Source organism: Micromonospora sp. NPDC004704 (assembly GCF_053601675.1).
This window is the reverse complement of record NZ_JBSGCD010000004.1, coordinates 88,152-101,889: the sequence shown is the minus strand read 5'-3', so window position 1 is coordinate 101,889 and position 13,738 is coordinate 88,152. Positions and strand designations below refer to the sequence as shown.

Below are 13,738 nucleotides of genomic sequence, written 5' to 3'. Positions count from 1 at the left end.
ATGTCGCCGTTTCTCTCGGCTGGAGGCGCACGTGACAGACGCTGTGCGTAGGCCGACTCCGGCCGACCCGATGCCGGGATTGGAGTCGGAATCCGGGCTGCCGAGCGCGGTCGTCCGCAACCTACCCCCCGAACTGGGCCCGGACGCGGTCGCGGTGGTCGAGGGTCGGACGTTCATGATCTCGGACGCGACCGGTGACATTCCCGAGGGCACCATCGGCGGGCTGGTCCACGACGACACCCGGTTCCTGAGCCGCTGGGTACTGCGCATCGGTGGCGCACCACTCCTGCTGCTGAGTTCCGGCACGGTCGAGGACTACTCGGCCGCCTTCTTTCTCACCAACGCCGGTATCGACGGCATCCAGGCGAACAGCATCGGCGTACGCCGGCAGCGCTTCATCGGCGACGGAATGCACGAACGCGTCACGCTGGAGTGTTTCGCCAACAAGGCCATCTCGTTCGATCTGCGACTGTCGGCGAGTGTCGACTTCGCCGATCTCTTCGAAATCAAGGACTCGATTCCGGACCGGTCGCAGACGATCGTCCGGTCGCACGGCTCGCACGGCACCCACCTCGACTTCTCCTACCGGAACGGAACCTTCCGGGCCAGCACCCGGGTCGAGGCGGAGCCGCCGGCCAGCCGTACCGAGGGAGACGACCTGGTCTGGCAGGTGACCCTCGAACCGGGCCAGCAATGGCAGTGCGAGCTGACCGTTCCGCTCCAGTTCGGCGCACTCCAGGTCACCCCGAAACACCGACACTTCGGTGAGGTTTTCGACGGCGTACGCGAGGACGCCGTGAGCGTCTGGAGCAACGAGTGCGCCGAGTTGCGGTTCGACTCCGAACTGCTGCGCGGTGTGCTCGACAAGACGAAGGCGGATCTGGCCGCGCTGCGGATCGAGAAGTCCGCCGGTGGGGTGCCGATCGTCCTGCCGGCCGCCGGGCTGCCCTGGTTCCTCACCATCTTCGGGCGGGACTCGCTGATCAGCGCCTACCAGACGATTGTCGCCGGACCGAGCCTGGCCAGGGGCACGCTGCTCGCGCTCGCGTCCGCCCAGGGGACCCAGTTCGACGACTTCCGGGACGAGGAGCCCGGCAAGATCCTGCACGAGATCCGCAGCGGCGAGCTGACCCAGTTGAACCAGAAGCCGCACAACCCGTACTACGGGACCGCCGACGCCACCCAGCTCTGGCTCATCCTGCTCTCCGAGTACTGGCGGTGGAGCGGCGACGACGACCTGGTCCACGGCCTGCGGGACAACATCGACGCCGCCGTACGCTGGATCGACGAGTACGGCGACCTGGACGGTGACGGCTACATCGAGTACGCCACCCGCTCGGCGCAGGGGCTGGGCAACCAGTGCTGGCGGGACTCCTGGGACGGGATCAAGTTCGCCGACGGGACGATCCCGGTGCTACCGATCGCCACCTGTGAGATCCAGGGCTACACCTACGACGCGCGGATCCGGCTGGCGGAGTTGGCCGACGGCCCGCTGGGTGACCCGGCCCTGGCGCACCGGCAACGCGCCCTGGCCGGGGAGCTGTACGACCGGTTCAACCGGGACTTCTGGATCGAGGCGCGGGGCGGGTACTACGCGGTCGGGCTGGACGGCGAGAAGCGCTGCATCGACTCGATGACGTCGAACATGGGACATCTGCTCTGGAGCGGGATCGTCCCGCCCGAGCGGGCTCGTATCGTGGCGAACCAGTTGATGTCGGAGGCGATGTTCTCCGGCTGGGGCGTACGGACCACGTCCACCGAGGACGAGGGGTACAACCCGATCGGCTACCACGCCGGTACGGTCTGGCCGCACGACAATTCGCTGATCGCGCACGGATTGGCCCGGTACGGCTTCCGCCAGGAGGCGAACCGCATCATCACCGCGATGTTGGACGCGGCCACGTACTCCAACTATCGGCTACCCGAGGCATTCTCCGGTTATGACCGTCCGTACGGGCGGTTGCCGGTGCCGTACCCGACCGCGTGCAGCCCGCAGGCGTGGTCGGCGGGTGCGCCGATGCTGTTCATCCGTACCCTGCTCGGTCTTGAGATCCGTGACGGCCGACTCGTCGCCGACCCACTCGTGCCGGTCGAGTTCGGGCGGGTGGCGATGGACGGTGTGCCCGCCCTGGGCACGCTGTGGAACGTCGAGGCCACCGGGGACACGGCGTCCGTACGCCTCGCGGACTGAACGCACCTCCGCGCACCGCACCGCCGGCAGGTCCAGTATGGAAACTCACTCCTTACCGGACCTGGCGACAATCGACGACAATTGCTAATGGCGAATCCTTTCAAAGGGTCTCGTCAGATCAGCTATATACACGTTAATGAATGCCGCTGTAGGATCTCCGCAATCATTCAGGTCCACCTTCCACGGCGTCACAACGCCCGTGGGAGCGGCCCGATCGAGGGAGGTTCGGACGTTGACGCTTCCACGCACGCTCCAGCGCAGAATGGCCGCCATCGGCACCGTGCTCGCCACCACCGTGGCCACGGTCCTGGTCGCCGGGCCGGTAACTGCGGCCCCCGCCACCGGTGACATCAGGTACCACGCCGGCACCACCGCCGTACCGGGCAGCTACATCGTGGTGCTCAAGGACAGCGCGGTCGGCGGCCGGGCCGGCACCCGCCAGGCCGAGGTCAAGAGCAGCGCGGGCAGCCTCGCCGCCCGCTACGGCGGCAGCACCGGCCACGTGTACGGCGACGCCCTCAACGGCTTCGAGGCCCGGCTGACCGAATCGGGCGCCAAGCGGCTGGCCGCCGACCCGGCGGTCGCGTACGTCGAGCAGAACTACACCGTCACCACCTCGGTGACCCAGACCAACCCGCCGTGGGGGCTGGACCGGATCGACCAACCGAACCTCCCGCTGAGTGCCACCTACAGTTACGTCCGCAGTGGCAGCGGCGTGATCGCGTACGTCATCGACACCGGTATCCGGATCACGCACAGCGAGTTCGGCGGCCGGGCGATCTACGGGTACGACGCGGTCGACGGCGCACTTCCCGCCGACGACTGCAACGGCCACGGCACCCACGTCGCCGGTACGGTCGGCGGTCGCACGTACGGCGTCGCCAAGAGCGTCCGACTGGTCGCCGTACGCGTCCTCAACTGCGCCGGCAGCGGCACCCTCGCCGGGGTGATCGCCGGGGTGAACTGGGTGACCAGCAACCACCAGACGGGTCAGCCCGCGGTGGCGAACATGAGCCTCGGTGGCGCCCTCAACGGCTCGATCAACACAGCCGTTCAGGGCTCCATCGTGGACGGTGTGACCTACGCGGTGGCGGCGGGCAACAACAACCTGCCCGCCTGCGGCTACTCCCCCGCGTCGGTCACCACCGCGCTCACCGTCGGCGCGACCCAGAGCAACGACGTCCGGGCGACCTTCTCCAACTACGGCACCTGCCTGGACCTCTTCGCACCCGGTGTCGGCATCCTCTCCGCCTGGTACACCAGTGACACCGCCACCGCCAGCCTCCAGGGCACCTCGATGGCCTCGCCGCACGTGGCGGGGGCGGCGGCCAGGGTGCTCCAGGCCAATCCGGGCTGGCTACCGGCCACCGTGTCGTCCTTCATCAACTCCACCGCCACGCCCGGCGTGGTGATCAACCCCGGTCCCGGCTCACCGAACCGGCTGCTCTACCTGCCTCCGTCGTACTGACCCGAAACGAACGACCGGCCCCGGGGCGACACTCGCCCCGGGGCCGCCTGCCCGGAGGGACCACACGATGAACACATCAGGTATCCGAGGCCGGCGCCTGCTCGCAGCCGGTCTGCTCGCGGTGCTCACCGTCGGCACCGCCACCCCGGCGTCCGCCGCACCGGGCGCCGGCCCGCCCGACGGGCGGATCCTGCACGCCGGCGGGGCCACCGCCGTACCCGACAGCTACCTGGTCGTCCTGCGCGACGCGGCCACCGCCGCCGGACCGGCCGCGGTCGCCGCCACCGCCGACCGGCTCGCCGTCGACCACGGCGGTACGGTCGTACGCGTCTACCACGCGGCCATCAACGGCTTCGAGGTACGCCTGCCGGAGCGGGCCGCCAAACGGCTGGCCGCCGACCCCTCGGTGGCGTACGTGGAACAGAACCATCTCGTCCCGCTGGCCGCCGGGGTGCAACCGAACCCGCCGTCCTGGGGACTGGACCGGATCGACCAGCACCAACTCCCACTCGACCAGCAGTACATCTACCCGAACACCGCGCCGAACGTCACCGCGTACGTGATCGACACCGGGATCCGCAAGACGCACGTCGACTTCACCGGTCAGGCGGTCGACGGGTTCGACGCGGTCGACGGGGTGCTCCCGGCGGACGACTGCAACGGACACGGCACCCACCTGGCCGGCATCATCGGCGGCCAACTGCACGGGGTGGCCAAGGACGTCCGGCTGGTCTCCGTACGCGTGCTCAACTGCACCGGGAGCGGCAGCTTCGCGCAGGTCATCGCCGGGATCGACTGGACCGTGCAGAACGCGGTCCGCCCGGCGGTGGTGAACATGGGCATCGGTGGCGGCGCCAGCACCGCACTCGACGCCGCGGTGATCAACACGATCAACCGGGGCATTCCGGTTGTCGTACCGGCCGGCAGCTCGGCGAGCAACGCCTGCAACTACTCGCCGGGCCGGGTCCCGCAGGCGCTCACCGTGGCCGGCACCACGATCACCGACGCCCGGATGGGTTCGGCGAGCTTCGGTAGCTGCGTGGACATCTTCGCGCCGGGCCAGGGCATCACGTCGACCTGGCACACCAGCAACACCGCGACCAACACGATCAGCAGCAGCTCGGTGGCGTCCGCGCACGTCGCCGGCTGCGTCGCCCTGCTGCTCCAGGACCACCCGACGTGGACTCCGGCGCAGGTGGCGAGCCACCTCGCTGCGGTGTCGACCGGCGGGGTGGTGTCGAACCCGGGTGCGGGCTCACCCAACCGCCTGCTCTACTGCGGTCCCTGACCGGTGGCCCCGGTCCCCCGCCCTCGGGCGCGGGACCGGGGCGGCCCGCAACGGCGCCGCACGGCACAGGGTCAGCCGAGGGTGTCGAGGAAGGCGAGCACCCGCGTGGTGAGCAGGGTGGCGGCAGACTCGTCGTACGAGGGCAGGCTGCTGTCGGCGAACAGGTGCCGGTTGCCGGGGTAGAGGAAGAGCTCGGCGTCCGGGGTGCTGTCGACCAGCGCGCGGGCGGCGTCGAGGTCGCCCTCTCCGGCGAAGAACGGGTCGGCGTCCATCCCGTGGATCTGCACCGGTACGCCCCGGGGCCACGCCCCGCCGAACTCGGCGGTCGGGACGCAGCCCTCCAGCAGCAGCGCACCGGCGGCACCGGCCCTGGTCTGGGCCAGCAGCTGCGCCGGCAGGACACCGAGGGAGAACCCGGCGTAGACGAGGTGGGCGGGCAGCGCCTCGGCGGCGGCCCGACCACGGTCGAGGATCGTGTCGAACCCGATCTTCTGGGCGTGGCCGACACCCTGTTCGAGGTTGTCGAAGACCTCCCCCTCGTAGAGGTCCGGCACGTGCACCGTGTGACCGGCCCGCCGGAGCCCCTCGGCGAACCCGCGCACCCCCGCCGTCAGTCCGTTCGCGTGGTGGAACAGCAACACCTCGGCCATACCGCGCCCCCTCACCTTCGCGGTGCCGGGCGGCTCCGCCGCGACGAGTATCGCCCCGCCCCCCGACACTTCCCGGACGGCGGCTCGGTCAGGACCCGGTACGGGCCTCGCGGCGGGCCTGCTCCCACCGCTCCACGAGCACCCCCATCTCGCCCTGGACGTAATGGAAGAAGTCCCGCATGTCGGCCAGCCGGCCACCGGGCAGCGAGGATTCGTCGCCGACCGCCAGCACGCCCTCCTGGACCACGTCGGCGACCCGCTGGTACACCCCGCCCCGGACGGTGGACGAGTACCAGGACGAACTCGGCGCCTTGTAGAGGTCCCGCCGCGAGCCCGGCGCCGGTTCGCGCACCGCCATGCCGACCTGCATGAGGTAACGGACCGCACCGGAGACCGCCGCCGGACTGACCCCGAGCCGCTCGCTGATCTCGCTCGCGGTGAGCCCGGGTTCCTCGGCGGCCATCAGCGCCGCGAACACCCGCGCCGCCATCCGGGGCATACCCATGTCGCTGAGCGTGAGAGCGAAGTGCTCGATGAAGCGACGGACCGCTTCCTCGTCGCGCCGGCCGTCAGGTTGCATCTTCCTATCTTTCACTATTCTGTGAAGATCACGGTGAGGTGGCCCGGTACGGCGTCACGGGGTGAGGTCGCGGCGCCGGAACAGGACCAGGCCGACCACGCCGAACGCCAACGCCACCGCGGAGAGCACCACCAGCGGCATCGCGGTGATCTCGGCCGAGGGCAGCGCCGGCACGTGACTGAACGGGGAGAGGTCCCGCACCGACGCCGGCAGGTTCAGCAGGCCGCCGAACTGCCCGAGGACAAGGCAGAGGGTGAACCCGAGCCAGGCCAGCCCGACGGCCATCCGGGGCACCAGCCCGAACACCGCGACGGCGAACCCGGCCAGGATCAACGCCGACGGCAACTGCACGTACGCCGCCCCGGTCAGCTCGGCCAGCTCGCCGCCGACGTCGCCCACGCTCAGCCCGTACGACAGGCCCATCGAGACCCCGGCGAGCCCGAGCAGGACCGCGGCACCGACCATCGCGACCACCAGGTGCCCACCCAGCCAGCGCAACCGGCCGGTGGCGGTGGCGAGCACGGCCTCGGCCCTCCCCGTGGACTCCTCGGCCCGCAGCCGCAGCAGCGCCTGGACCAGGTAGCCGGCCACCAGCGCCCCGACGAGCGCCATCATCGCCGCGAAGAAGGCGTCGACCAGTGCTCCCCCGCCACCACCACCGGCGAGGTTGTTGATGGTCCGGGCGGCGCCCTCGTTCCCGCCCAACCCCTCCTCGACCGCGCCACCGATCGAACCGATGCCCACCCCGGTCACCGCGAGGGCGACGGCCCAGCCCAGCAGCGTGCCGCGCTGCAACCTCCAGGCCAGGCCGAGCGGGCCGAGCAGCCCCGGAGCACCGCGAGCCGGACCAGGGCGGGCCGCGAGCAGACCCATCCCGACATCCCGGCGTACGGTCAGCGCGAACGCCAGCCCGACCGCGCCGACGAACAGGGCCAGCGGCAGTCCGAACACCCACCACCGCTCGTCGGCGAACGGACGCACCCGCAGCGCCCAGCCGATCGGGGAGAGCCAGGACGCCCACCCGCTGGTCATCGTGTAGCCGTTGGGCAGGACCTCGCCGAACGCGTCGCCGAGCCCACGGACCAGGTACGCCGCGCCGATCACGGCGGCGGAGATCCCGTTCGCCCCGCGCGAACTCCCCGCCACCTGGGCGGCGACGGCCGCGACCGCGGCGAAGGCGACACCGGCGGCGGCGACCGCCAGCCCCGCCGCGACCGAACCCACCGTCGGCTCGCCGCTGCCGGTCAGCACGAGCGTGACCAGCGCGCCCAGTACGGCGTTGGCGACGACCGTGACGATCAGTGCGGCGGTCAGGCTGGCGTGCCGGCCGACCACCGTCGCGCCGATCATCTCGGTCCGACCGGTCTCCTCGTTCTGCCGGGTGTGCCGTACGACGGCGAGGGTGCTCATGAACCCGGCGAGCACGGCGAGGAAGGCCAGGACCTGGAACATCGCCATCTCACCGGTGCTCGCCCCGGTGGGGGCGGCCCGGAGCATGAGCAGGGCCGGAGTCTGCACGGCCGTACGCAGCACGGTGATCCGGTCCGCCTCCGTCGGGTACTGCGCCTGGATCGCGGAGACCGAGACGGCGGCCATCAGCGCGGTGCTCAGGATCCAGATCGGCAACTGCACCCTGTCCCGGCGCAGGGCGAGCCGGGTGAGTCGGGCGGTGCCGGTGAACGCGCTCATCGCGTACCGGCCAGTTGGTTGTTCGTGGCGGCCAGTTCGCTGCTGTAGTGCCGCAGGAACAGCTCCTCCAGCGAGGGCGGGGCGCTGGCCAGCGAGCGGACCTCGAACCGGGTCAGGTGCCGCAGGACCTGGTCCAGTTGCGCGGTGTCGACGTCGAACCTGGCGCGGGTGGTGTCCGCGTCGAGGTCGTGCACCCCGGGCAGGTCCACTAGGCCGGTGATCGGACGCGCGGTCTCCACCGAGATCGAGGTACGGGTCAGGTGCCGCAACTGGGCCAGGGTCCCGGACTCCACCGTCTGCCCGTGCCGGATGATGCTCACCCGGTCGCACAGCGCCTCCACCTCGGAGAAGATGTGGCTGGAGAGCAGGACGGTACGACCCCGCGCCTTGACCTCCCGTACGCACTCCTGGAAGACCGCCTCCATCAGCGGGTCGAGCCCCGAGGTCGGCTCGTCGAGGATGTAGAGCTCGACGTCGGAGGCGAACGCGGCGATGACCGCGACCTTCTGCCGGTTGCCCTTGGAGTACGTCCTGGCCCGTTTGGACGGGTCGAGCTGGAAACGTTCGACCAGTTCGTCCCGGCGTCGCCGGTCCAGGCCCCCGCGCAGTGCCCCGAACAGGTCGATCGCCTCCCCGCCGGTCAGGTTCGGCCACAGGTTCACGTCGCCCGGCACGTACGCCAGGCGCCGGTGCAGTGCCACCGCGTCCCGCCAAGGATGCCCGCCCAGCAGGCTCACCTGGCCGGCGTCGGCGCGGAGGAGCCCCAGCAGGACCCGAATGGTGGTCGACTTGCCGGCGCCGTTCGGGCCCAGGAAGCCATGCACCTCACCGGTGTCGACGGACAGGTCGAGCCCGTCCAGTGCGCGGCTCCGGCCGAACAACTTCACCAGGCCGGAGACCGAGATAGCTGTTGTCATGCCATCCACGCTACACAGATTTCACGAAATCATGAAAGCTCAGAAATGTATGAAACACGTCAAGTTTTTTCGAACGCCACTTGAGATGTGTGGCCGCGCCCGGTAGAGACAACGGCATGCGGCCGGAACCCGGACAGGTCCTGCACTTCTCGTAGGATCCGACGATCAGGTGGTTCATCCCGCACGTCGCCGCCACCGCCCAACAGCCCGACGCGTACGTGTGGGGCGTCGACCATGGCCGGGCCCCCGACTACTGGTTCCGGGCAGAGGTTGGGCCACCGTGGCGGCGGTGAAACCCAGAGGTGGCGGGCGTGATGCCATCGCTGGCACCACGCCCGCCAAGTGCGGCAACTCGGTGTCGCTCATGGCGGGCACCGAGAAGTGAACGTGTGGGCGCTGGGGGTGTCGTAGATCCGGCAGACGGTCTCCGCGATTTCAGAGAGCACGACGTCGGTGATCGGGGTCCCATAGATCATCGCGCCATGCGCGACGCATCGGACGAGCAGGTCGTAGAGGTCGGAACCGAAGTCATGGCTGCCGGGGTCGAGAACTTCGGCTTTGTTCAGCAGCCGTTGCATCCGGTCCGGGGTCTTGCCCCAAGGGCTTCCGCCGTTCTTGTAGGTCAGGGGCGACAACAGTCCGAGCAGGTAACCATGGGCATGCCGTCGAGGCTCGGCCCACCCGAGCCGGTACGCGAACGGTCCCAGCAGGTCATCCAAACCCGACGACCAACCAGCGATCTCGTCGATCAACAGAAGCACAGAGCTTGACTGGTCCTCGACGAGAGGCGGCTACACCCGCCGCGCGGCAGTGCCACTCTTCGCAGGGAACATCGACGTGCATCCGGTGACCTTCTCGCCGGCCGGCGGGCTAAAACCGGTACTGAGCTGCGAGGATGCGCAATCGCCAGGCCAGACTGGAGTATTTGCCCAACCCACCGATGAGCCGCAACAACATGGCAACGGCATCCCTGCCCAGCCACCCAGAGCGTCGCCCCCGAACACACGCGGCACCGAAAAGCCTATCTGCCTGGAAGCGCCGTCGCCGACGCATCATTGCAAGCGATGGCACCAACTCGGCCTATAGCGTGCTGGCGTTGCTATCGACTAAGGTCGCAATCCTAGCCTAGTCTCGCGAGGGAATCTCTGGTCGTAGCAGCGGCACGCAAGGAGGAACTCAATGGTCCATACCTTATCCGCCGCAACCACCGACGACCTCATGCGTCGAGCGATCAAGCGCATCCTAAAGCATGGCACAGTAACGAGACCTTCGCGCGGCCAAATCACCGAGCTTTGCGGTGTTGCGCTAGAACTGACCAACCCGCGGTCGCGTGTTAGCCGTAGCGAAGGGCGCGGCCGGATCTTCAGCTGCCTGGGCGAGACGTGCTGGTATCTCTCAGGCTCAAACGCAGTCGAACCGATCAGCTACTACGTCCCCGCGTACCAGGAAGAAGCAGAAAACGGTCTGGTGTATGGCGGTTACGGTCCCCGCCTGCTCGGCTGGGACGGCAGGAGCCAAATTGAGGCTATTATCGAGACCTTGCGGGCCAAGCCTTCTTCACGCCGGGCCGTAATCCAACTCTTCGATCACGAGGACCTCCATCGGGAACACAAGGATGTTCCCTGTACCTGCACGCTGCAATTCCTCGTAAGGGGAGGCTCACTCCACGTAGTAACCTACATGCGATCTAACGACGTCTACTTGGGATTGCCGCACGATATTTTTGCCTTCACCATGCTGCAGGAACTGGTAGCTCGCGCAATTGGTGTGGATATTGGGATTTATACACACTTTGTGGGAAGTCTCCACTTGTATCAGCATAACGAGCAGAAAGCGCGACAATTTCTGAAGGAAGGCTGGCTGAGTTCAAAGACTACTATGCCGTCGATGCCAAAAGGCGACCAATGGGGCAATGTCAGGCGGGTTATTGAGCTAGAGGAAGCTATCCGCAACGGAACAAGTGTCGATCCGACGCGCCTGCCCACGGAGCCATATTGGGCTGATATTGTTCGACTCCTGCAAGTTTACGCTGTGAGCAGAGTGAGGGACCTTGATCGAATTGACGACTTGCGACGATCCATGTCGAGCACTGTTTACGACATCTACATACAAAGTCGGCTCGACCGGCAGTAGAGACGCGTTGCTGCGAACGATGGGGGCCTACGTGGATCTCCTGTGTCTAGATGACGTTGCGAACTGCAACGTCATTAGTTGGGGCTGCCCGGTACCATTCTTCGGGGACATGCGGAGTGCCATCGTTGGCACCGTCGGCATCAACCCGAGCAATAAAGAATTTGTCTCGCGGGACGGCGTGGAGCTGGACGGACCGCACCGCCGACTGCCAACCTTGCGATCCCTTGACATGGAATCTTGGAAGGAACTCTCTACGCCGCAGCTCAGACAGATATTTGACGCATGCTCGACATACTTCCAAGGAGTGCCCTACGATCGATGGTTTCAGGTTCTAGAACGCATTCTAGCGCCTTCCGATACATCACTATATCGACCAGGAGGCGGGGCCTGCCATCTCGACTTGGTTCCGTACGCCACCCAAGGGAAGTGGGGCAGCCTGTCGCTATCACACCGACGCACCCTCCTGAACGTCACTCGATTGCCATTCGCTCATCTTCTGCGTGACTCCAACCTTGAGGTTCTGGTCTTAAATGGTCGATCGGTACTCAACGAGTTTGAGCGGATTTCTGAAACCGTCCTGATGCAGACCGCGGTTCCCCGCTGGGACTTGCCTCGGGCGAACGGGGTAAATGTCAAAGGTCTGGCCTACACAGGCGAGCTCAAGCGGATAGCGGGCGTTGATTTGGGAAGGTCAATACTCGTTCTTGGATACAACCACAACCTACAGAGCAGCTACGGCGTCACCGCTGCAGTCATGTCAGCGATTGGCACCTGGTTAGCCGACCAAATCAGGGGGTGAAGATTTGCGACCTCGGGACCGCGAGGAAGCATCGCGTTTGGAGCGCCAACTCAATGCCTACGAGAAGGAGGTGACGCCCCTGCCGGGAATCAGCAGCGGATCCGCGAAGCATGCATTCCTCGAGCAACTCATAGAAAGTGAGCGACGGGGCCGATATGTCAAGTTGCTATTGACTAGGAATCTCGCTCAGGTTAGTGCGAACCCTGACACGGACTACTTCGACCCGTTAAGGGCTGCCATCATCAAGTCCCGCGAAGGTGCCCGGGATGAGGCATTCTGGATGGTCTTCTTATATGTGCACTTTGGGAAGCATCGACGAGGCGGCTGGCGATACGCGCGGGAAGTCTATGGCAGGCTACAACAAGGCGGCCTGTGGGACTGGCAAGCAGTAAGCGTCAACATAGACGAATTTAGGTCGTGGCTCGACGCGAATCTGACGCGAATAAAGCGCCCCGAGGATCCTGGGGGGTTTGGCAATCACCGCAAGTACGAAAGCTTGAGTGGCTGGAGCAAAAACGGCACGGGCGCAGTCGTTGCAAGCTACGTCCAGTGGATCAAGAGCGCGGGGAGTCACGACAGTTTGATCAGTGCTGCTGCGTCTGCGGGCGATGAGACTGCGGCTTTCGACACCCTGTTCCGCTCCATGACTGCGGTTCATCGATTCGGTCGAACGGCCAAGTTTGACTACTTGACGATGGTTGGCAAGCTGGAACTAGCGCCCATTGCCCCAGGACGAACGTATATGAGCGGTGCAACTGGACCTCGAACGGGCGCGCGTCTACTTTTCGGCGCACCGAAAGGCGTCAGTGCCGCTTGGCTGGAACAACGTCTCAGGAACCTAGAAGACTACCTAAGTGTCGGCTTTGATGCGCTTGAGGACGCACTGTGCAACTGGCAGAAAAGTCCTACCGTCTTCAAGCCTTTTCGAGGCTAGAGCCCACCCACCGGTAACGTCGCTTTAGTCGATTTAGAGTGTCAAAGCCAATAATACCCTGGTGCTGCAATTGGCCCACCAATACGCCTGGTCCGATCCCCAATTCCTGCGCCTTGCGAATCACGTCTCGATGACTCAGCCAGCGAGACGCTTTGATTCCGTGATCGTGGGGTACCAGCAAACGCTCTGCAAAGTCATTGGCCTCGACCTCGTCTGCCGAATCTGCCACTCCGCCGTCGAGCTGAAGATCGTCATCGAGATAGACATTTCCGGTGTCGTGAAGAATTAGATGCCCGGCTTCGTGAAAGAACGTAAACCAGAGTTGATCGTCGGACAGATGTCGTGCACTGAGAACGATCATTGGAGATGTTCCGTTGATGAACCGGGCCACGCCGCTTACGGGGCAGCCGTGGGGTGCGCGAACGATTGCAAACCTGACACCGCTCCCCATGCATAGTTCAGTGAGCACTGGAAGGAATTTAGACGGATCCTTTTCCCGCGTTAGGGCTCGCGCTTTTCTAAGCGCCCCATCAAATGCTTCTGGATCCCATCGAGCGACCTCCTGATCCGCTGTCGCTATCTCTCCTTGTCGCAGCCACGCGAGCACGGTGTTCGGGTCGGCTTCTGACGAGGCGGAGGAGCGAAAGTAGGAGCTTTGGATGATCGGGCGAGAAATGGTCGACCAATCACCCACGTTCACAAGTTGAAAGAACTGCATGCACGAGCGCAAACGCTCCTTCCAGTCCGATGGCTTAGGTATCCAGCTCATTGCTGCCATCTGTCGCACAGGAAGACCTTCAGCCCACTTGTCGGCTTCCGCTCGACGTAAGTCCTCTCGATACTGGGCCTCTCTGGCCAACCAAAAGTCGCTGGTTGCCCCAACGTTCTCTGCCAACTTGTCTGCCAAATCGACAGTGATGACTTGCTTCCCGTGTAGTAATTCCTCAACCGTTCTTCGTGGTAAATTCATGACGGTAGCGAGTTGCGCCACGGTGATACGCCGCTCTTCAAGAATGTCGCCAAGGGTGGCTCCAGGCGAGGATGCCCATCGAGGAGTGAAGACTTCTGAAATGATACTCATTTCCCAGC

Annotated in this window: 13 protein-coding genes; 7 read left to right on the top strand and 6 right to left on the bottom strand. The window is 65.9% G+C overall.

Features of this window, described 5'->3' with window-relative positions:
- The first annotated feature begins 31 nt into the window (after positions 1–31).
- From ACWEFB_RS06765 to ACWEFB_RS06755, 3 genes are all read left to right on the top strand, one after another.
- Positions 32–2,191, top strand: coding sequence for an amylo-alpha-1,6-glucosidase (locus ACWEFB_RS06765; protein ID WP_452282955.1), 2,160 nt, complete (start codon positions 32–34; stop codon positions 2,189–2,191).
- 232 nt (positions 2,192–2,423) lie between these two features.
- A complete protein-coding gene (locus ACWEFB_RS06760; protein WP_452282953.1) occupies positions 2,424–3,659 on the top strand; it encodes a S8 family peptidase in 1,236 nt (411 codons plus the stop codon).
- 67 nt (positions 3,660–3,726) lie between these two features.
- Positions 3,727–4,947, top strand: coding sequence for a S8 family peptidase (locus ACWEFB_RS06755; protein ID WP_452282951.1), 1,221 nt, complete (start codon positions 3,727–3,729; stop codon positions 4,945–4,947).
- A gap of 71 nt (positions 4,948–5,018) precedes the next feature.
- Here ACWEFB_RS06755 and ACWEFB_RS06750 read toward each other — a convergent pair whose 3' ends face one another.
- The 4 genes from ACWEFB_RS06750 to ACWEFB_RS06735 all read right to left on the bottom strand — a co-directional run bounded on the left by ACWEFB_RS06750 (position 5,019) and on the right by ACWEFB_RS06735 (position 8,783).
- Positions 5,019–5,597, bottom strand: a complete 579-nt coding sequence (locus tag ACWEFB_RS06750; protein ID WP_452282949.1) for a dienelactone hydrolase family protein — start codon at positions 5,595–5,597, stop codon at positions 5,019–5,021.
- A gap of 88 nt (positions 5,598–5,685) precedes the next feature.
- Positions 5,686–6,177, bottom strand: coding sequence for a GbsR/MarR family transcriptional regulator (locus ACWEFB_RS06745; RefSeq protein WP_326559949.1), 492 nt, complete (start codon positions 6,175–6,177; stop codon positions 5,686–5,688).
- A gap of 54 nt (positions 6,178–6,231) precedes the next feature.
- Entirely contained in the window at positions 6,232–7,866 is a 1,635-nt protein-coding gene (locus tag ACWEFB_RS06740) for an ABC transporter permease (RefSeq protein ID WP_452282947.1), read from the bottom strand.
- Entirely contained in the window at positions 7,863–8,783 is a 921-nt protein-coding gene (locus ACWEFB_RS06735; protein ID WP_452282945.1) for an ABC transporter ATP-binding protein, read from the bottom strand. The genes ACWEFB_RS06740 and ACWEFB_RS06735 overlap by 4 nt, the downstream gene beginning before the upstream one ends.
- Before the next feature lie 164 nt (positions 8,784–8,947).
- On the opposite strand from ACWEFB_RS06735, the gene ACWEFB_RS06730 reads away from it, so the two are divergent.
- Positions 8,948–9,076 (top strand): DUF6886 family protein, encoded by a 129-nt coding sequence (locus tag ACWEFB_RS06730; RefSeq protein WP_452283444.1) that lies wholly within the window; start codon positions 8,948–8,950, stop codon positions 9,074–9,076.
- A gap of 69 nt (positions 9,077–9,145) precedes the next feature.
- Here the strand turns inward: ACWEFB_RS06730 and ACWEFB_RS06725 are convergent, their stop codons facing one another.
- Positions 9,146–9,535: a hypothetical protein gene (locus tag ACWEFB_RS06725; RefSeq protein ID WP_452282943.1), complete on the bottom strand. Its 390-nt coding sequence runs from the start codon at positions 9,533–9,535 to the stop codon at positions 9,146–9,148.
- 427 nt (positions 9,536–9,962) lie between these two features.
- Between ACWEFB_RS06725 and ACWEFB_RS06720 the strand changes: the two genes are divergently transcribed.
- The 3 genes from ACWEFB_RS06720 to ACWEFB_RS06710 all read left to right on the top strand — a co-directional run bounded on the left by ACWEFB_RS06720 (position 9,963) and on the right by ACWEFB_RS06710 (position 12,649).
- The gene (locus ACWEFB_RS06720; RefSeq protein ID WP_452282941.1) at positions 9,963–10,916 is read left to right on the top strand and encodes a thymidylate synthase; all 954 of its coding nucleotides are present in this window, start codon (positions 9,963–9,965) and stop codon (positions 10,914–10,916) included.
- Between the two features lie 109 nt (positions 10,917–11,025).
- On the top strand, positions 11,026–11,715 hold the full coding sequence (locus ACWEFB_RS06715; protein WP_452282939.1) for a hypothetical protein: 690 nt from the start codon (positions 11,026–11,028) through the stop codon (positions 11,713–11,715).
- A 37-nt stretch (positions 11,716–11,752) separates the two neighbouring features.
- Positions 11,753–12,649 (top strand): alpha-glutamyl/putrescinyl thymine pyrophosphorylase clade 3 protein, encoded by an 897-nt coding sequence (locus ACWEFB_RS06710; protein ID WP_452282937.1) that lies wholly within the window; start codon positions 11,753–11,755, stop codon positions 12,647–12,649.
- Here the strand turns inward: ACWEFB_RS06710 and ACWEFB_RS06705 are convergent.
- Complete coding sequence (locus ACWEFB_RS06705) at positions 12,630–13,730, bottom strand: ImmA/IrrE family metallo-endopeptidase (protein ID WP_452282935.1); 1,101 nt, start codon at positions 13,728–13,730, stop codon at positions 12,630–12,632. The genes ACWEFB_RS06710 and ACWEFB_RS06705 overlap by 20 nt on opposite strands.
- Positions 13,731–13,738 lie beyond the last annotated feature (8 nt).